Here is a 19,161-nt window from a genome sequence, read left to right on the forward strand (position 1 = left end):
GATCGTCTGCACTCCGGCTCACGCCTTCGCCATTGGTGGGGTGGGGCGTCAGATGTTTTTTGCGAAGCTGCTGACCCAGGTGGTGAGGACGGGCACGATATCGGTTGTCGACCCGTCGGGACGTCGCTGGATCGCCGGTTCGGGCACACCGCAGGTGACAATCCGGATTCACGACTGGAAGACGGACCTCCGTCTCGGACTTCACCCGACGCTGGCGGTCGGCGAGGCTTATATGGATGGCCGGCTGACGATTGAAGAGGGCACGCTCTACGATTTCATCGACATCGCAGCGGTCAATCTCGACAGGCTGGCGGCACACCCGCTGCAACGGATCATCGACCGCACTGCGGCGCTGCTGCGCGGGCTGCAGCAGCACAATCCGCTGCACCGGGCACAGCGCAACGTCGCGCATCACTACGATCTTTCCGACGCGCTCTACGACAGCTTCCTTGACCCGCAAAGACAGTATTCCTGCGCCTATTTCACCCATCCGAAGATGGGGCTGGACGCCGCCCAGGAAGCGAAGATCCGACACATTGCGGCAAAACTGCTGCTGAAACCGGGTCAGCGTGTACTCGATATCGGCTGCGGCTGGGGAGGGCTGGCGCTCGCTCTGGCCCGCATGGCCGACGTCGAGGTGCTGGGCGTCACCCTCTCTGTCGAACAGCACAAATACGCCTGCGAGCGGGCCCGCGCCGCCGGTCTCGAGGACCGCGTCCGCTTCGAGCTGCGCGATTACCGCCTGCTCGAGGAACAGTTCGACCGGGTCGCCTCCGTCGGCATGTTCGAGCATGTCGGGGTTGGCCATTACAGCGAATTCTTCGGCAAGATCCGCACCCTGCTCAAGGATGACGGCGTCGCCCTGCTGCATTCGATCGGACGGCACGACGGCCCCGGCGTCACCAACCCGTGGATTCGCCGCTACATCTTTCCCGGCGGCTACTCGCCCGCCCTCTCGGAAGTCCTGCCGGCAATCGAGCGGGAGAGGCTCTGGGCGACGGACATCGAGATCCTGCGCCTGCATTATGCCGAGACCCTCCGGCATTGGCGCGAACGCTTCGAACAGCGCCGGAACGAGATGGCGGCGCTCTATGACGAGCGCTTCTGCCGGATGTGGGAAATGTACCTGACCGGCTCGGAACTCGCTTTCCGGCGCATGGGTCACATGGTGTTCCAGATCCAGCTGGCGAAGGACGTCGCGGCAGTGCCGCTGACCCGCGACTATATCGGTGCGTTCGAGAAGGCGTCGACGCCGGCTCTGCGCCGCGTCCCGGACCCGAAGGCCAGGGCGAACTGACCGGCGCGTCAGAGCAGGAGGAAATCCTCCGCGCTCATGATCGAGTTGCCGGGATTCTCGTGCAGGACGGAAAACTCGGCCGGAGGCGCAGCCTGAACCGGCTCCGGTGCGGCTTCCGGGACCGGGTCGATCAGGGCGATGTCGAAACTGTCCGCCCGTCCCGATGGCTCCAGCGCCTTGACATCGAAATGGTCGCGCGCCTCGTCCTCGCCGTAGACGGCAAGCAGCTTGTGGATCGCAGCCTGCGTGTCGGGGGTGCCCGCCAACTCGGCCGGCGTCTCGGGCATCGGCGCGGCCGCCTCGCGATCCGTCGACCGTCGCGTCATCCGCTCTCCGGCAAGCTGAGTCTCGACGATATCGGCCGTTCCGTCTCCCGGCGTGATACCGAGATGCCACTGCACGCTCCGGCCTGACGCGACGTACCCGGTTCCGGGATAGTCCGCATTGAACACAATCGACATGCTGTTCCGCTCTCACCTTTCCGACCTCGCCCGGACAGATCCGGGCAGGGAAGACAGCAAAAGCAATAACCGGACCAAGCGGACGGGTGCGCTTCCCCGTCCCGGAACACGCCTTGGTGACGAGCCGCAAGACCCGGCCTTCGAAGCGGATCAGGCCGTCCGCAACCGTGCGGTTTCCGCGGCATCGAGCGATCTGGAAAAGGTCGACCCGGGATCGTCTGGATCGCCAACGAACACGACGCCGTACTGCTCCCGCGCCGCCTCGGTCGAGACCAGGCCGTCACGCCAGTCGCGCCAGACCGCTCCGAGAGGCCGCGTTTTCGGATCACCCCAGCCGCCGCCGCCCGGCGAGCTTGCGTTAAGGCGTCCCGCCCGCAGGCGTTTCAGGCCGAATTTCGGCGCAGGCTCGGGCGCCGCGTCGCCCTCCCGCACCTGCATCTCCCCAGCGGCTCCATAGGTCCCGCCCTTGATCCCGAAGCCGGTCTCGTACCGCAGGCCCTCGCCGCGGAATGAATAGAGCGCCGGCGTCCGTATCTCGACATCGTAATGCGCGCCGGTGCCGCCGCGCCAGCGCCCGGCCCCGCCGCCGTCGCAGCGCAGCTCCTGACGGCGGAAATGCACCGGATAGAGCCGCTCGTAGGTTTCCGCGTTCGAGATCGTGAGCCCCCCGAGGGTGCAGAGATGGCCGATCTGGTTGAATCCGTCACGGCCCTCGACCGCACCGGCCCCTGCAGCCGCAAGGCCGTGGTAGAATACGTAGGGTCGGCCCTCCGCCCCGGCCTCGCGGCCGGAGGTGACTCCGAAGATGTTTTTCGCCCAGCCGGCCGCCGCCCGCTCCGGGGCCGCCCGGTTCAGCGCCTTCCAGACCGCGTGGATGATCTCGTGCGCGACGAAGACCGTGTCCATGGTGGTCGCCGCGCCTTCCCGTGCATTCACCAGGCTGCCTTCCGGCGCCACGATCTCGATCACGGAAAAGGTGCCCTCGTTGCGCGGGATCGCCGGGTCGAAGAAGGAGGCGAAGGCGGTGTAGACGGCAGAGTGGGTGTTCGCGAGGGTGGAGTTCTTGAATCCCGGGATCTGCGGGTCGGTGCCCGTGAAATCCACCAGCGACCGGCCGTCCCGGATCGTCACCTTCGCCCGGACCCAGATGTCGCGCAACTCGAAACAGTCGTTGTCACTGCGCTCTTCGCCCTCATAGATTCCGTCCGGCAGCTCGGCCAGCGCCGCGCCCATGCGTCCGGCGGCATGGGAGAGGATGCCGTCAAAATATCCAAGCGCCTGCTCGACACCCAGTTCCTCCACCAGGCCGGCGACCTGCTCGGCGCCGATCCTCGTCGAGCCCAGCATCGCCCCGAGATCGCCTTCCAGCAGGTCCGGCGTCCGGGTGTTCAGCAGCAGCAGCTTCCAGAGATCGCGCCGGACCTTCCCGGCCTCGACCAGCTTCAGCACCGGCAGCCGGACGCCCTCCTGCCAGACCTCGGTCGCCTCCGGATTGTAGGTCCCCGCCGCACCGCCGCCGATATCGGACTGGTGCGCCCGGTTGCAGACCAGCGAGACCAGCCGGCCGCCGACGAAGACCGGACGGGCGATCACCCAGTCCGGCAGATGGTTGCCGCCTGCCGCCCAGGGATCGTTCAGCAGGAAGACGTCGCCGTCTGCGATATCGCCCGCGAAGTCCCGCAGGATCGCGCGCGCGGCGAAGCCGCCGCCGCCGCTGTGGATCGGGATACCGTCCGCCTGAGCCGTCACCCGGCCGTCCGGGCCGGCGATGAAACAGGTGAAATCGTGCGCCTGGCTGAAGATCGGGCTACGCGCGGTGCGCACCATGACGTGACCCATCTGCTGCGAGATATGGTCGAGCCGGTTCTGCGTCAGGGCGAGCAGGACCGGATCGGCGGATGTGCCGGTTTTCGCGCTCATGCCGAAGCCTCCCCGTCCTCGAAGGTGATCAGGTAGTTCCCCGCCATATCGACGGTCACCCGGTCGCCCGGACCGGCGAAGATCGTCGTCGTCGCCTCCTCGATCAGCAGCGGTCCCGGCAATCCATGCCCCGGCAGAAGATCCTCGCCGCGATAGACCGCCGTCTCCATTGTCCCGTACCGCTCGTCGATGAAGACCGGCCGCAGTTCCACCGGTTCCGCCGGGCCCTCGGCACGTGGAATCCTGGCTTCGGCGAGCGGCGGCAGCAGGCCCTTGCCGACCACACGGAGCGCGGTGATCAGGATGCGCCCGCCGGGCACGAGATGGCCAAAGCGCTGTTCGTATTCCCGTTCGAAGGCGGCGCGGATTGCGGCCGCATCGTCATCCGGTGCGACCGGAATGCGGAGGTCCCATTGCTGGCCGTCATAGCGCATGTCCAGTTCGCGCTCCGTCCGCATCGCCTCCGCAGCGAAGCCCTCGTCCGCGAGGAGGCGCCGCGCCCGCTCCTCGAGCGCCCGATAGCGGTTCTCGACCGGTTGTTCCGGAAGCGTATCGAGCTCCTGGAAGTGCACGTCCATGAAGTCCTGCCGCACGTCGGAATGCAGCATCCCGAGGGCGCAGAAGGCACCCGCCTGCCGCGGGACATAAACTGCGGCGCAGCCGAGCCTGCGCCCGACCGGTGCCCCGTGCATCGGCCCGGCCCCGCCGCAGGCGACAAGCCGGAAGCGGCGCGGATTCTGCCCGCGCTGGATCGAGATCCGCTCCACCGCGTGCAACAGGTTCTGCTCGACCAGCCGGATGATCCCGGCGGCCCCCTCCTCGACCGTGAGCCCGAGCGGGTCGGCGACCCGGTCCTGCACCGAAGCACGGGCTTTCTCGGGATCCAGCGTCACCGAGCCGCCGGCATAGGCGCCGGGCTTCAGGCGACCGAGCACGAGATTGGCGTCGGTCACCGTCGGCTCGCTCCCGCCGAGCCCGTAGCAGGCCGGACCCGGATCGGCGCCGGCACCCTTGGGCCCCGCGAACAGCATGCCGGCCCCGTCCACCCCGGCGACGGTGCCGCCGCCGGCCCCGACCGTATGGATGTCGACCGAGGGAATGACGAGATCGTAATCGGCGACCGCGAGTTCGTCGGTGATCGCGATCCGGCCGCCGGACATCAGCATGACGTCGCAGCTCGTGCCGCCGATCTCCATCGAGAGCAGATCGTCATGGCCCGAGACCTCGGCCAGATGCCGCATCGAGCCGACCCCGGCGGCGGGGCCGGAAAGGATCAGGTTCACCGGGCGCTCGGCGATCTGCCCGACGGAGACCGCACCGCCGTTCGATTGCAGCATGAAGAGCTTGTGACGCAACCCGGCCGCCGCCAGTGCCGCCTCCAGGTCCTGCAGATAGCCCACCACGCGCGGGGCAACATAGGCGCTGACCACCGTCGTCGAACCGCGCTCGTACTCGCCGATGATCGGCGCGACGGCACTCGAACGGGCAATCCAGTCCCCGCCCCAGCTTTCGGCCAGAACCTCCGCAGCGGCGATTTCGTGCGCCGGGTTGGCGAAGGCGTTCATCAGGCAGATCGCCACCGCCTCGACATCCTCGGCCCGGAAGCGCTTCCCGATCTCCCGCACCTGATCGAGATTGAGCGGCGCCAGTTCCCGTCCGTGCGTATCGAGCCGTCCGGCCATCGGACGGCGCAGAAAACGCGGCACCAGGACCTCCGGATAGGGCGTGCGGTGGTCCCAGGGATTGCGCCGGATACCCCGCCTGATCTCGAGCGAGTCGCGGAAGCCTTCGGTCGTGATCATCCCGACCCGCGCGCCTTTGCGCTCCAGCAGCGTGTTGGTCGCGACCGTTGAGCCATGCGCGAAGAAGGAACATTGCCCGAGGAATTCCACCGTGCCGATCCCGAGATCCGCCGCCGCCCTCGCCACGGCGTTCATCACGCCCTGCGCCGGGTCGGACGGCACCGAGGGCACCTTGCACACATGCATCGCACCGTCCGCGCCGGCCACGACCATATCCGTGAAAGTGCCCCCCACATCGACGCCGATCCGCCAGGGGGCCTTGAGGAAAAACATGCGGGAGAACTCCCGGAGTTGGGACGGGACAGGTAGCGCTACTCTAGCGCGCAGGGTTCGGCGAAGGTAAGCCCCGATGCCCGGACCATGCGGCGCAACGCCGCCGATCGGCGGCACGCCCGGACCGTCGCGCTCCGCGGATGGTTCCTATTGCCAATTCCCGGCCGGTCTCTCGCTTTCCTGTCAGCGACCGCAGCGTGCTTCGCGACAGAGTCGGCCTCACTAACCCTGCGAGGAGACCTCAGACCCGGATCTCAGAGCCTGAGAAGCCTCCCATATCCCTCGATCTCCGGCTTCACCCCGGCGCGCTTCAGGCACTGCCAGAGGCTCGCCTGGTTCGCCGTGATCACTGGCCGGGCAAGGTCCCGTTCCAGCGCCTCGACGATGCCGACGCAGCGGAACCCGCTGCCGAGGATCAGCACCCCGTCGGCCGCCTTCGGGCAGGCTGCCCGGATCTGCGCGTAGAGCGGTTCGATCTGCTGCTCGAAACCGAGACCGCGCGGATACATCTCGGCGCACGGCACCTCGCGCCAGCCGGGGCCGGGATCGTGGCGGAGATGGCCCGAGGGCGCGATCCCGTGCGCCTCCATATAGGCGAGGCCCTTCTCCAGCGTCGCGTCGTTGAACCAGGGCGGGAAGACCAGGAAGGGGCGTTCGACGCCGGACGCCTCCAGCGCGGCGAAACAGTCGAGCGCGTTGGTCGTGACCGCGATCTCCGGGCCGAGGATCTCCGAGAGCGCGGCCACCACCGCCGCGTCCCAGCCGGCGCCGCCGACGAGGCTCGAGGAACTGTGCCCCAGAACCACCGCCGAGAGCCGCATGCCCCGGAAATGCTCCGCCCCGCGGGCAAGATCCGCGGAAAGCTGCACGGCGTTCCGCTCGGCGTTCCAGGAAGCCCAGGGCGCGGGTGCCGCGACGCGGGCGGCATGGACGGAAACGTCCGGCGGCAGCATGGCCCACCATTCCGCCTCCGGAACGGCCTCGCTGGAGACGATGAACATCCCGAAGCGGGCCTTCCAGCCCCAATTGTCCTTAGCTGTCACACAAGCCTCCCCCGGCCTTGGGCGCCGGATTGTCTCCGCCTGCAGCCTCTCCCGGATTCCCATATCCGAATCGCCGGGCAAAGGGGGCAAGCGTTTCAAGATATGGCGTCATCATCTCGCGGTACCGGATCCATCGTCCCACCGCGCGGCTGTAGATCGGCTCCGAGACCTGGCGGAAGCTCGGCGTCCGGATCACCCCCCGGGACTTCGCATGGCCCGTATGGTCGAGAACCCTGTCGGTCCAGTCGAGGTCGAGGAACTCCACCACCCGGCGTGCCGTGCCTTCGGTGTCGGACACCAGATCCTCGTAGCGCACGGCGATATGGTCAGGTGACAGGGTGCGCTCGATCTCCTCCCAGAGCGCCATGACCCGCGCATAGAGCGCCGCCGATCCTCCCATCGAGGTAAAACTCGCCATCGCCGAATTGAGGCGCATCGACTGCATGAAACAGCTCAGGCAGCAGTCGCAGGGATGGCGCAGGGAGAGGATGACCTTCGCAGTCGGATATAGCCTGAGGGCGAGTGGCAGATAGACGATGTTGAGCGGCATCTTGTCGACGACCACGCGGGGCGCCGCCGCCCCGCCCCAGCGGGCGAGCTTCTCGACATATTCCGACCGCAGCCGGGCCGCCTCGGTTTCGTCGAGCGCGGCGAGCCGCTGCGCCAGTGCGCCCTCTCCGGCCGCTGCGAAACCGGCGCCGACACTGGACAGCACCGGGCGTTCCTCGATCACCCGCACGTCCGGATGGGCATCCAGGATCTGGTCCAGCAAAGTCGTCCCGGAGCGCGGAAACCCGACCATGAAGACTGCGGGCGGATCCGTTTCCCGAAGCGGCGCCCAGCGCTCCGGCCAGCCGCCGGAAAGCGCCGCCGCAAAGGAGTCGAGCGTTGCCAGGAACGGGCCGGGATCGGCGTCGCCCGGCGGCGCGCGCCGGGCGGCGATCCGGTTGCCCCGCTCGAAACGGCCCCAGGCCTCGCCATAGCGCCCCAGCCGGTCGAGAATCGTCCCGAGTTCGAACTCGACCGCATCCCGCCCGACCTCGCCGTCCATCGTCTCCGGCAGCGCCTCGAGCCGGCGCAGTGCGCACTCCGGCCTGCCGAGGCGGCGTTCCGCGATCGAGAGGATCACCGCGCTCCCGTGGTCTTCCGGGTCGATCAGCAGGGCGCGGCCCGACGCCCGTTCGGCGAGATCGAGCCGGCTCAGGCTTTCGGCAAGAACCGCCATGCGGCGCCAGGCGAGGGTTCCGCCCGGCGCGACGATCAGAGCCCGGCGCAGCTCGTTCATGGCGGCCGCTTCCCGCCCGGCCTCGCGCAGGATCACCGCCAGATTGACCCGGACCCAGTCGAGCCCCGGGTCGGCGCCGAGCACCGCGCGCGCGACACGCTCCGCCTCGCGGGAACGGCCGAGATCGAGATAGCTGCTCGCCAGCGCGCCCAGCGCCTCCGGCTTGTCGCTGTGGGTCAGGGCCCAGAGGGATGTCGCCGCGTGTCGGACGGAGGCCGGCTCGCCCGCGGACGCGACCGCCAGCAAGGCCGTCGACGGACGGGCGGACGGGTCGAGAAGCAGCGCGCGCCGGGCCGCATCGAGGGCGAGTCCCCGATCGCTCGCCCGCAGCCCCGCCGCCGCCGCCTGCACCCAGCCGGCCGCGACCGCCGGGTGCCGGAGGGCGACCGCGCGGAAGATCCGCGCCGACTGCGTCACGTCCCCCCGGTCCAACTCCGTCTGGGCCGCGGCCATCAGGCGGCGCGTCTCGGCCAGGTATTCCGGATCTTTCTCGGGGAGGGTCATGATGCGGGCTCTTCGGACGGATCACCCCGATGGTAGTCGATCGGCGCCTGTCCGCAAAACCCATCGCGTTGTAAACAGGACGGTTTCGGAGAGAGCCGGCGGGTTTCGGACGTCAACCGGCGCGCGCCGCCCCGGCCGCCGCCAGCGCCCCCGTCCGGTCCGCCGCGCCGCCGAGATCCGTGAGCGCGTCCGCGATCTGTTCCAGGTCGGTCTGGATATCCGTCTCGTCGACCCAGCCCATGGTGCCGATCCGCACCAGGCTGTCCTTCAGTTCCTCGAAGCGGGTCCCCGCAATGACGCAATTGTACCGATCCTGCAGGTGCGCGATCAGCTTCGGCGCGGAAATCCCGTCCGGCGTGCGCATGACCACCAGGGTCGGGCTCGGCGCTCCGGTCGGAAAGAGGGAGAAGCCGAGCGCCTGCAATCCGGCCGTGAGCATCCGGTTCAGCTTCCTGTGGCGGGCGAGCGTCTCCTCCAGCCCCGCCTCGCCGATCATCGTCAGAGCCGCGTCGAGGGCGTTGAGCATGGCGACGGGCGCGGTGTAGGTCGGCTCGCCCTTCTCCGAGTTCGGGCGGAACTTGCGGAAGTCGAAATAGCCGCGCGGCCCCCGGTCGTCCCGTTCGATCAGCGCCCAGGCCTTCGCGCTCACGCTGGCGAGGCCGAGGCCGGGCGGGCACATCAGGCATTTCTGCGAGGCCGAGACCACGACATCGACGCCCCAGTCGTCCGCCCGCATCTCCGCCCCGCCGAGCCCGCTCACGCTGTCGCAGCAAAGGACCGCATCGGTCTCCGCGACGATGGCGCCGAGCGCCTCGAGGTCGGTCAGCGCACCGGTCGAGCTTTCGCTGTGCACGGTCAGGACCGCCGCATACTGCTTCTCGGAGAGCGCCTTGCGCACGCCGTCGAGATCGACCGGCGCGCCGAGCGGCGAGACCACCTCGTCGACCTCCGCGCCGATTCCCCCGGCCAGCCGCCGGAACACCGGGCCCCATTGCCCGTTGCTTGTGATCAGCACCCGCTTGCCCGGACCCGCGACATTCACCACCGCCGCTTCCATCGCACCGATCCCGGTCGAGGCGAAGATGAAGGGCGGAATGCCGGAGCGCCCGAGGACCGGCTGCAACCGGTCCAGGATCGATGAGAAGCGGGCGAGGAACTCGGGCCCGCGATGCGCGACGATCGGGCGGGCGGCGGCTTCGAGGACGCGCCCCGGCACGGCGGTCGGCCCGGGCAGGCGGAGACGGTAGTGCAGCGGGGCCCCGGAGGCGGAAGCGGACATGGCTGTGGCTCTTGAAAAACGGTCCCGGAGGCGAGACCGGGATATGGAAGCAGCGCGCGGCCGGCAACGCAACAGGATGCTGGCCGCCCGACCGGCGGCAATCCGCATGCCGGAAATTCCTCGGACCTCGCCAGGTTGGCGGGGGAGTCCCCAATCACCCGTTGCGCGTCACTGCCACACCACCCCGCCCGGCCGGTCAGACCTCTACACAGCTGTCATCGACGCTGACCTCGCTGCCGGTCATGATGTCGCCGATTGGCGTGACGGAAACGCCGAAAGGATCGCGAGAGTGCTGTCGGATTCGAAACGCCGCGCCTTACCGGAAACTTGAACAGGCATCCGACCGCATCGGCCCCCATTATTCCGAACCCGGTCGGCGCAATCGGCCCGGGCGCCCCGCATTTTGCCACGCGCCGAGTTTAATAACGGCGCGCCTGCCCTAAATAGATCCGGACAGCCGGCATCCCGTTCCCACCGCTCGCACTGAAATCCATGGATCTTTCGCACGCCCCCGTCATCCAGCTTTCGAACGTCCGGCTGTCCTACCCGTCGCCGGAAGGCGATATCGACGTCCTGAACGGAATCGACCTCTCCGTCGCTCCGGGCGAAATCGCGGCCGTCACCGGTCCGTCCGGGTCCGGGAAATCGTCCCTGATTGCGATCATCGGCGGGCTGGAGCCGCTCTCCGGCGGAGCGGCGCATGTCCTCGGCACCGACCTTGCCGCATCCGACGAGCGCAGCAGGACATTGCTGCGGCGCCGGGATATCGGCATCGTCTTCCAGGCCTATCATCTGGTCCCTTCGCTCACGGCACGGCAGAACGCCGCCCTGCCGCTGACCCTCGCCGGGCAAACGGACGCCGAAGCCAGGGCGGCGGAGATGCTGGAGCGGGTCGGTCTCGGCCACCGCCTGACGCACCGGCCCTCCGCGCTCTCCGGCGGCGAGCAGCAGCGCGTCGCCGTGGCCCGCGCCTTCGTCGCCGGCCCGCGGCTCGTCCTGGCGGACGAGCCGACCGGAAACCTCGACCGGCGCACCGGTGCCGTGGTGATCGAGACGATGTTCGAGCTCGCGCGCAGTTCCGGGACCGCCCTGCTCCTGGTCACCCACGATCCGGAGCTCGCGGCGCGCTGCGACCGCACGCTAGTCATCGAGGACGGCCGGGTGGTGTCCTGAGATGGAACGGGACATGAGACGGGACGACACGCTGCTGGCCCGCGCCTCGCTGCTCTCGAAACTGCTGAAGGCGGAGGCCGGTTTCGGCATTCTCGGACTCCGCCTGTTCATGGTCTGCGTGCTGATCGCGAGCGCCATGCTCGGCCTGATCTGGCTGTTCAGTTCCGGGCTCTCGAATGCCATGCAGGACAATGCGAGGCGGATCCTGGGCGGCGATGTCGCGGTCACGGTCGTCAATGCACCGCTCGATGCGGAAACCGTCGCCCGGCTGGCGGAGACCGGCCGGATCTCGCAGGTTGTCGAGCTGCGCGCGACCGCCGTGACCGACGGCACCGCCGACGCCCGCCGCATGACCATCGAACTGAAGGCGGTCGATGCGGCCTACCCGCTCATCGGCGCCGTCGCGCTGGCTGGGGAGCGGAATCTCCAGGACGCGCTCGCGCCCCGGAACGGTTTGCCGGGCGCGGTGGTGGAGAACGCCCTGCTCTCCCGCCTCGGGATCGGGATCGGCGAGACCATCCTGATCGGAGAGAACAGGTTCGAGATCCGCGACGTACTCCTGCGCGAACCGGACCGGTTGTCGGCCGGAACTTTTCTCGTCGGCCCGCGGGTGCTGGTCTCAGGCGGGCAGCTCGCGGCAACGGGCCTGACGGAGCGCGGCTCCCTGCTCGAATACCGCACCCGCATCCGGTTCGACGACAGCAGCGACCGCGTTGCCGCGAGGCAATCGATCGACGCCCTAGAGCCCGAACGCGGCTGGGAAATCCAGAGCCCGGCAGACGCGGCGGAGCGGGTGCGGGAAGTGACGAACCGGACGACGAGCTTCCTCGGCATCTCCGGCCTGGCCGCCTTCGCCATCGGGCTGAGCGGTGCCTGGTCGGCCGTCGCGATGTGGATCGGACGGCGCAGCCGCGCCATCGCCCAGTACCGCCTGTCCGGCGCGACCGCGCCGACCGTTGTCGCCCTGCATGCGGTGATGGTCGCCGCTGCGGGCCTGGTCGCCATGGCGTTCGGACTGGCGATCGCGCTGTTCGGCGCGGTGACGCTCCTGGAGATGCTGACGGCGCAGCTGCATCTGCTCTGGTCGCCCGCCGGACTCTGGCCGACCGTATTGCTTGTGTTCGCGACGCTGACGCTCGGACTGGGCGGCGCCCTGGTCGCGGGCCTCTCCGGCATCGGGCGGATCCCGCCGGCCCGTGCCCTGCGCGAGGAGGCGGGCGGTGCCGGATTGCGGCGCCGGGACGCGGTCATCGCCGGCGCACTCGTCGCCATCGCCGCCGTCCTTGCCATCGCCGGGCTGCCGAATCCCGCCATGGCCGCCGCCGCCGCGGGCGGACTTGTCCTGGTCGCCGTCCTGCTCGCCGGCCTCGGCGCGCTGATCGCCCGCGGCGCCGGATATCTTCCGGGCCGCGATTTCCTCGCCCTCTCCATCCGGCAGGGACTCGGGTCGCGCCGTTCGGTGATCCTGCGCACCCTGGCGCTCGGCATCGGCATCGCCGGCATCACCGGTGTCGTTGCGACCCAGCACTCCCTGCAGAGCGCCTTCGAGACCCAGATCCCGGAAAAGGCCCCCGACATCGTGCTGCTCGACGTCCAGGCGGCCCAGGTGGAGCGGATCCGGCAGCAGGTCGCCGGGACTCCCGGCCTCGGGGGACTGCAGGCCACGCCCTTCATGCGCACCCGCCTGCTCCGGGTCAACGGCCGGCCGGTGGAAGAGGCCCTCGTCAATCCGGACAAGGACTGGGTCATCGAAGGCGACCGGAGCTTCTCCTGGGCGGCCGAGCCGACCGGCGCGGAACTGCTTTCCGGCGCCTGGTGGCCGCCGGATTACGACGGCCCGCCGCTGCTTTCGGCGGAAGAGGACGTGATGCAGGCCTTCGACCTGAAACCGGGCGACACGCTCACCTACAGCGTGCTCGGCCGGGTCTTCACTTCGGAGGTCGCGAATATCCGCAAGGAATATCATCGCACGATGCGGCCGGAATTCCTCGTGGTCGCCAGCCCCGAGCCGTTCCGCAACGCGCCGCATGGCTGGATCGTCTCGCTGCAGGGACGGGATTCCGGTGTGCTGAACAGCTTCATCTCGGATTTGTCGCGCAGCGCCGCGAACATCACCGTTATCGATGTCCGCCGCCTCGTCAGCGACGCGACGGAAATCGTCGAGGCGGCCATACTTGGAACCGTTCTGATCGCCGCCATCCTGCTGCTGGCCGGGTCGCTGTCGCTTGCCGCCACGGTTTCGGCCGATGTCGATGCGCGCCGGCGCGAAGCCGTCGCCCTCTCGCTGGTCGGCGCCACCCGGCGGGAGATCGCGCTCGCGCGGCTTGCCGAGACGGCGGCGAGCGGTCTGGCCGCGGCCCTGGTCGGCGGCGCGGCCGGCCTGGTCGGCAGCTACTGGATCGCGGCCGGCGCGCTGCGGGTCGACTGGGTGCCCGGCGCCGGCGCCATCGCCCTGCCCCTGGCACTCGGCCTGCTGACCTCGGTCGCGGCCGGCATCGCGGGCGGCCTCGGCGCCCTGCCCCGCGGACGCGGACAGCTCGCCCGGCTGCTCTCGAGCTGAGGATGGCGGGTGGCCTCAACGTTGACGTCGCGTCAAGAAGGCGGAGACGAAACTCCCCGCGTCACATCACCCTAGACCAAAGATCTCAACAATCGGCACATACTCAAGGAACTTGTAGGCCAGCGGCGACTCGAGCCCATACAGCAATGCTGAAATATAGGAGACCCAGCCAAAGATGATCAGCGAGTAGAAAGCGATTGTGAGGTTGCGGGTCTGGAAGACGCTCTTGGTCACTATCCGCACCCAGAAGTTTTCCGAATACGCGAAGACTGTCCGGTAAACCTCATCGGACAGCCGTTGCGTTTTCGGATCCGTTGCTTCCGAACCCGCAAAATCGGTCAGCATGTGCGTGATCTCGCGATCTACGACAACGTGGCGCGCAGAAATCGCTTCAAGCATTTTCCAGAAATTGATGTTGGAGGCCATTGCTCCAAGGTTGAAGACGACGGCAACCGTCAAGAGCGCCAGCAAACCGACCGCAAGCATCGTGTCGCTCACCACTGTCGCAGCGTTGGGAGTTCGCGAGGTTATCTGTTCCGTGGCAAATCCCAGCGCCGCAGCGAGCGTGCCATTGAAAATCAGAGAGGCGATCGCAAGCCGGTTGAGCTGCTCCAGCCCTTTGGCGCCAAGCTCGGTGCAGGTGCTGTATTCCAGCAGCTTGTAGCGCATCAGGTGGTCGAACTGCGTTTCGGGCCCAGACATTTCCCCATTCCTCCCTTATCCGAGCACAAGCCGAGCATTCATTCTGAACACGCTTTATGCGGGAGGAAAGGCCGGAGTGTACGCGAACACCTTGTCGCGGCAATCGAATTGACCGGACTAAAATGTGGATGACAGCTGAAGGGACTTGAGAAAGTCTGGCGGAGAGAGAGGGATTCGAACCCTCGGTACACTTGCGTGTACAACGGTTTTCGAGACCGCCCCGTTCAACCACTCCGGCACCTCTCCGAACGGGGCGGGACCATAACGATGTGGATTGCCGGATTCAATAGCCTATTTGCATCCGCGCGCGTCTCTGGCGCCGGCGTCCGGAACACACTATATATAGCGCCGCGGTACGGCTGTTTCCGGACTCCGCGGGCACATGGAAAAATCTCTGGTTGCAGGTCCGGATTCCCTGTTGACTTGGACGTCGCCCGGAGTATAGTCCGCCGCTCCGACGCGGAGGTAACAGTCCGCGCGCCCAGTTCTCATTGCCAGAGTATTGACAATGTTCGCAGTCGTTAAAACCGGCGGTAAGCAGTACAAGGTCGCCCCGAACGACGTCATCAAGGTCGAGAAGCTCACCGGCGAAGCCGGTTCTTCCGTCGATCTTGCCGACGTCCTGATGCTCGGGGAAGGCGAAGACCTCAAGGTCGGTGCGCCGACCGTCGAGGGTGCTGTGGTCCGCGCCGAAGTGCTTGAGCAGACCAAGGGCGACAAGGTCGTCGTCTTCAAGAAGAAGCGCCGTCAGGGCTATCGCCGGACCCGCGGTCACCGTCAGGAGCTGACGGTGCTGCGCGTGACCGACATCCTGGCCGACGGCTCCAAGAAGGCCGCGCCGAAGAAGGCTGCCGCGAAGAAGGCCGCGCCGAAGGCGAAGGCCGAGGACGCGGCTCCGGCGGCCGAAGCCGAGACGAAGGAGTAATCGATGGCTCACAAGAAAGCAGGCGGTAGTTCCCGCAACGGCCGCGACAGTGCAGGCCGCCGTCTCGGCGTGAAGAAGTTCGGTGGCGAAGCCGTCATTGCCGGCAACATCATCGTCCGCCAGCGGGGCACCAAGTTCCATCCGGGCGAGAATGTCGGCATGGGACGTGACCACACCCTGTTCGCGCTGACGGACGGCAAGGTTGGCTTCCGCCGGAAGAGCAACGGCCGCACCTTCGTCGAAGTGGCGCTGGCAGAAGCAGCGGAATAACAGCGTCGCGCCCGCCGCATGGCGGGCCAGCGACTGCGGATGAGGGAACGGTCCTGCGGCTGTTCCCTTTTTTCGTGTCCGCAGGCCGGGATGGCATGAGATGAAGTTTCTCGATCAGGCGAAGATCTTTCTGAAGAGCGGCGACGGCGGGCCGGGCGCGGTCAGTTTCCGGCGCGAGAAATTCATCGAGTTCGGCGGGCCGGACGGCGGCGACGGCGGCCGCGGCGGTGCCGTGATCGCGGAATGCGTCGACGGCCTCAACACGCTGATCGACTATCGCTACCAGCAGCATTTCAAGGCCGAAAGCGGACGGCCCGGCGCCGGGCGCAACCGTTCGGGCGCCAAGGGCGGCGATGCGGTGCTGCGCCTGCCGGTGGGAACCCAGATCCTCGACGAGGAGCGCGAGGAGGTGATCGCCGACCTCACCAGGGTCGGCCAGCGCGTCGTGCTGATGAAGGGCGGCGACGGCGGGTTCGGCAACACGCATTACAAGACCTCGACCAACCAGGCGCCGCGCAAGGCCCTGCCCGGCTGGCCGGGCGAGGAGATGTGGGTCTGGCTGCGCCTGAAGCTGATCGCCGATGCCGGTCTCGTCGGACTGCCCAATGCCGGCAAGTCGACCTTCCTGTCCAGCGTCACGCGCGCGCGGCCGAAGATCGCGGACTATCCCTTCACCACCCTGCATCCGGGTCTCGGCGTCGCCTCGGTCGGCGATCAGGAATTCGTCATCGCCGACATTCCGGGCCTGATCGAGGGGGCCTCCGAGGGCGCCGGCCTCGGCCACCGTTTCCTCGGCCATGTGGAGCGCTGCGCCGTGCTGCTGCACCTGGTCGACGCGACCGAGGAGGATCCCGCGGCGGCCTACCGGACCGTGCGCCAGGAACTCGAGGAATATGGCGGCGGCCTGTCGGACAAGCCCGAGATCGTCGCCCTCTCCAAGATAGATGCGGTGACCGAGGAGGACCTCCCGGTGCTGGTCGAGATGGTCGAGCAGGAACTCGGCCGCAAGGTGATCACGCTCTCCGCCGTCTCCGGCGCCGGCCTCGACGAGGCGCTGGCCATCCTGTTCGAACCCGTGATGGAAGCGCGCCGCGCCCGCCAGGCCGCAATGCCTGACGGCGCGGACGCGACAGGGGAAGAGGAGTTCGAGGAGGCCGAAGAGGAGTCTTCGTCCGGCTGGTCGCCCCTGTGAGCCCCGAGGGCGCGGAAACGGGAGGCCTGTTCGGTCTCGATACGGCGGAACGCATCGTCGTAAAGATCGGCTCCGCCCTTCTGGTCGACGAGACGGGCGGCGAGATCCGCCGCGACTGGCTGAACGCGCTCGCCGAGGACATCGCCGGCCTGAAGGCGCGCGGCAAGCAGGTCCTCGTCGTCTCCTCCGGTGCGATCGCCGTCGGCCGGCGCCTGCTCGGCCTGCCGAAGGGCGCGCTGAAGCTCGAGGACAAGCAGGCCGCCGCCGCCACCGGCCAGGTCCGCCTCGCCCACGCCTACCAGGACGCCCTCGCCCGCCACGGCATCACCGCGGCACAGATCCTGCTGTCTCCCGGCGACACCGAGGAGCGGCGGCGGCACCTGAACGCCCGCGCGACGCTGAGCGCCCTGCTCGCCCTCGGCGCGGTGCCGGTGATCAACGAGAACGACACGGTGGCGACCGAGGAAATCCGCTACGGCGACAATGACCGGCTCGGCGCCCGGGTGGCGCAGATGGTGAGCGCCGACACGCTCATCCTGCTCTCCGACATCGACGGGCTCTACGAGTCCGACCCGCGGAGCAATCCCGCGGCAAAACACATTCCGCATGTCGAACGGATCGATGCGGCGGTCGAGGCGATGGCCGGGGCCGTCGGCAGCGAATACGCCTCCGGCGGCATGGTGACCAAGCTTGCCGCCGGCAAGATCGCGTCGGCCGCCGGCTGCCGCATGGCGATCGCGCGGGGACACGATCCGCATCCGCTGAAAGCGATCGAGGAGGGCGCACGCGTGACCTGGTTCGCGGCCGCGACCTCGCCGCGCGGCGCGCGCAAGAACTGGATTGCCGGCTCGCTGACGCCGAAGGGCAGCGTCTCTCTCGACGAAGGGGCGCTGAAAGCGCTGAAACGCGGCAAGAGCCTGCTGCCCGCAGGGGTCACGACGGTCTCCGGAAGCTTCGAACGTGGCGACCTGATCGAAATCCTCGATGACGGCGGACGCCCGGTCGCGCGCGGACTCTCGGCCTATGGCGCCGCCGATGCGAAACGGATCGCGGGGCACAAATCCCGTGAAATAGAGCGGATCCTCGGCTACCGTGGCCGCGACGAACTGGTCCACAGGGACGATCTGGTGCTGGAGCGCTGAGGCGCGCGCCGGAAAGATTTGGAGCGAACGGACCCATGGCCATTCTTGAACTCGACCGGACGGACGACGCCGGCATCGCGGAGATGATGACCGGCCTCGGCGAGGCCGCCCGCGCGGCGTCGGCCGCGCTCGCCCTCGCCACCACCGAACAGAAGAACGCGGCGCTGAAGAACGCGGCTGCCGAGATCCGCACGGCGCTCCCGGAGATCCTGGAAGCGAACGGCAAGGACCTCGCCTTCGCCCGCGAGAAGGGCGTGCGCGAGTCGCTCATGGACCGTCTCAAGCTGGATACGGAGCGGGTCGAGGGCATCGCCCGGGGAATCGAGGACGTGGCCGCCCTGCCCGATCCGATCGGCGCCGTCATGGCGGAATGGGAACGCCCGAACGGCCTCAGGATCGCCCGCGTGCGCGTGCCGCTCGGCGTTATCGGCATCATCTACGAATCGCGCCCGAACGTGACGGCGGACGCGGGCAGCCTCTGCCTCAAGTCCGGCAACGCCGCGATCCTGCGCGGCGGCTCGGAAAGCTTCCATTCCTCCAACGCCCTGGTCGGATGCCTGCACAAGGGCCTGAAGGAAGCCGGCCTGCCGGAAGCGGCGGTGCAGCTGGTTCCGACCCGCGACCGGGCCGCCGTCGGCGCCCTGCTGACCATGACGAAACTCGTCGACATCATCGTGCCGCGCGGCGGCAAGAGCCTGATCGAGCGGGTGCAGAAGGAGAGCCGTATTCCGGTGATCGCCCATCTCGACGGCATCAATCATGTCTATGTCGACGGCGCCGCCGATCCGGATATGGCGCGCGCCATCGTGCTCAACTCCAAGATGCGCCGGACCAGCGTCTGCGGCGCGGCGGAGACGCTGCTGGTGGATGCGACGGTCGCCGAGACGCAGCTTCCCGGCATCGCGAAGGCCCTCGAGGACGCGGGATGTGCGCTGAAGGGCGACGCGGCCGCCCGCCGAATCGTTCCGCAAATGCAGGAAGCGACCGAGGAAGACTGGTCAACGGAATATCTCGATGCCGTGCTCTCGGTGCGCGTGGTGGACGGGCTGGACGCGGCGATCGAACATATCAACCGCTACGGCTCGCACCATACCGACAGCATCGTGACCGGCGACGCGGCGGCGGCGGCGCGCTTCGCCGCCCATGTCGACAGCGCCATCGTGCTGCACAATGCCTCGACCCAGTTCGCCGACGGCGGCGAGTTCGGGATGGGCGCGGAGATCGGCATTTCCACCGGGAAGATGCATGCCCGCGGGCCGGTCGGGGCCGAGCAACTCACCAGCTTCAAATATGTCGTGACCGGCTCAGGCCAGACGCGTCCCTGAACCGGCCG

At 68.2% G+C, this 19,161-nt stretch carries 14 protein-coding genes, 1 tRNA gene and 1 pseudogene; 8 read left to right on the forward strand and 8 right to left on the reverse strand.

Annotated elements, in window-relative coordinates; all coding sequences use genetic code 11:
* Positions 1 to 52 precede the first annotated feature (52 nt).
* The gene (locus tag ACOOE1_RS13815; protein ID WP_420402780.1) at positions 53 to 1,297 is read left to right on the forward strand and encodes a class I SAM-dependent methyltransferase; all 1,245 of its coding nucleotides are present in this window, start codon (positions 53 to 55) and stop codon (positions 1,295 to 1,297) included.
* Positions 1,298 to 1,305: 8 nt separating this feature from the next.
* Here ACOOE1_RS13815 and ACOOE1_RS13820 read toward each other — a convergent pair whose 3' ends face one another.
* The 6 genes from ACOOE1_RS13820 to ACOOE1_RS13845 form a co-directional block, all read right to left on the reverse strand.
* Positions 1,306 to 1,758 carry a hypothetical protein gene (locus ACOOE1_RS13820; protein WP_420402781.1) on the reverse strand — a complete coding sequence of 151 codons (453 nt, stop codon included), beginning with the start codon at positions 1,756 to 1,758 and terminating at the stop codon, positions 1,306 to 1,308.
* Between the two features lie 150 nt (positions 1,759 to 1,908).
* Entirely contained in the window at positions 1,909 to 3,678 is a 1,770-nt protein-coding gene (locus tag ACOOE1_RS13825; RefSeq protein ID WP_420402782.1) for a hydantoinase B/oxoprolinase family protein, read from the reverse strand.
* Positions 3,675 to 5,753, reverse strand: coding sequence for a hydantoinase/oxoprolinase family protein (locus ACOOE1_RS13830; protein WP_420402783.1), 2,079 nt, complete (start codon positions 5,751 to 5,753; stop codon positions 3,675 to 3,677). Before ACOOE1_RS13830 ends, ACOOE1_RS13825 begins: the two co-directional genes overlap by 4 nt.
* A gap of 254 nt (positions 5,754 to 6,007) precedes the next feature.
* The gene (locus tag ACOOE1_RS13835; protein WP_420402784.1) at positions 6,008 to 6,796 is read right to left on the reverse strand and encodes a maleate cis-trans isomerase family protein; all 789 of its coding nucleotides are present in this window, start codon (positions 6,794 to 6,796) and stop codon (positions 6,008 to 6,010) included.
* On the reverse strand, positions 6,786 to 8,585 hold the full coding sequence (locus tag ACOOE1_RS13840) for a tetratricopeptide repeat-containing sulfotransferase family protein (protein ID WP_420402785.1): 1,800 nt from the start codon (positions 8,583 to 8,585) through the stop codon (positions 6,786 to 6,788). Before ACOOE1_RS13840 ends, ACOOE1_RS13835 begins: the two co-directional genes overlap by 11 nt.
* Positions 8,586 to 8,697: 112 nt before the next feature.
* Positions 8,698 to 9,864: a pyridoxal-phosphate-dependent aminotransferase family protein gene (locus ACOOE1_RS13845; protein WP_420402786.1), complete on the reverse strand. Its 1,167-nt coding sequence runs from the start codon at positions 9,862 to 9,864 to the stop codon at positions 8,698 to 8,700.
* Positions 9,865 to 10,356: 492 nt separating this feature from the next.
* Here ACOOE1_RS13845 and ACOOE1_RS13850 point away from each other — a divergent pair, with 492 nt between their 5' ends.
* Together ACOOE1_RS13850 and ACOOE1_RS13855 are read left to right on the forward strand one after the other, a co-directional pair.
* Positions 10,357 to 11,037, forward strand: coding sequence for an ABC transporter ATP-binding protein (locus ACOOE1_RS13850; protein WP_420402787.1), 681 nt, complete (start codon positions 10,357 to 10,359; stop codon positions 11,035 to 11,037).
* A 13-nt stretch (positions 11,038 to 11,050) separates the two neighbouring features.
* Positions 11,051 to 13,597 carry an ABC transporter permease gene (locus tag ACOOE1_RS13855; RefSeq protein WP_420402788.1) on the forward strand — a complete coding sequence of 849 codons (2,547 nt, stop codon included), beginning with the start codon at positions 11,051 to 11,053 and terminating at the stop codon, positions 13,595 to 13,597.
* 66 nt (positions 13,598 to 13,663) lie between these two features.
* Here the strand turns inward: ACOOE1_RS13855 and ACOOE1_RS13860 are convergent, their stop codons facing one another.
* Together ACOOE1_RS13860 and ACOOE1_RS13865 are read right to left on the reverse strand one after the other, a co-directional pair.
* Entirely contained in the window at positions 13,664 to 14,299 is a 636-nt protein-coding gene (locus tag ACOOE1_RS13860; protein ID WP_420402789.1) for a hypothetical protein, read from the reverse strand.
* A gap of 156 nt (positions 14,300 to 14,455) precedes the next feature.
* Positions 14,456 to 14,545, reverse strand: a tRNA-Ser gene (locus ACOOE1_RS13865).
* 262 nt (positions 14,546 to 14,807) lie between these two features.
* Between ACOOE1_RS13865 and rplU the strand changes: the two are divergent.
* From rplU to ACOOE1_RS13890, 5 genes and pseudogenes are all read left to right on the forward strand, one after another.
* Positions 14,808 to 15,116: pseudogene (gene rplU / locus ACOOE1_RS13870) on the forward strand (50S ribosomal protein L21); the annotation flags it as partial.
* A 111-nt stretch (positions 15,117 to 15,227) separates the two neighbouring features.
* Positions 15,228 to 15,494: a 50S ribosomal protein L27 gene (gene rpmA / locus ACOOE1_RS13875; RefSeq protein ID WP_193185490.1), complete on the forward strand. Its 267-nt coding sequence runs from the start codon at positions 15,228 to 15,230 to the stop codon at positions 15,492 to 15,494.
* Positions 15,495 to 15,594: 100 nt separating this feature from the next.
* Positions 15,595 to 16,686, forward strand: a complete 1,092-nt coding sequence (obgE, locus tag ACOOE1_RS13880; protein WP_420402790.1) for a GTPase ObgE — start codon at positions 15,595 to 15,597, stop codon at positions 16,684 to 16,686.
* A complete protein-coding gene (proB, locus tag ACOOE1_RS13885) occupies positions 16,683 to 17,828 on the forward strand; it encodes a glutamate 5-kinase (protein WP_420402791.1) in 1,146 nt (381 codons plus the stop codon). The genes obgE and proB overlap by 4 nt, the downstream gene beginning before the upstream one ends.
* Before the next feature lie 35 nt (positions 17,829 to 17,863).
* Positions 17,864 to 19,153 carry a glutamate-5-semialdehyde dehydrogenase gene (locus ACOOE1_RS13890; protein WP_420402792.1) on the forward strand — a complete coding sequence of 430 codons (1,290 nt, stop codon included), beginning with the start codon at positions 17,864 to 17,866 and terminating at the stop codon, positions 19,151 to 19,153.
* Positions 19,154 to 19,161: the final 8 nt, after the last annotated feature.

Origin of the sequence: Nisaea sp., assembly GCF_965216895.1 — a bacterium.
Taxonomy (GTDB): Bacteria; Pseudomonadota; Alphaproteobacteria; order Thalassobaculales; family Thalassobaculaceae; genus Nisaea.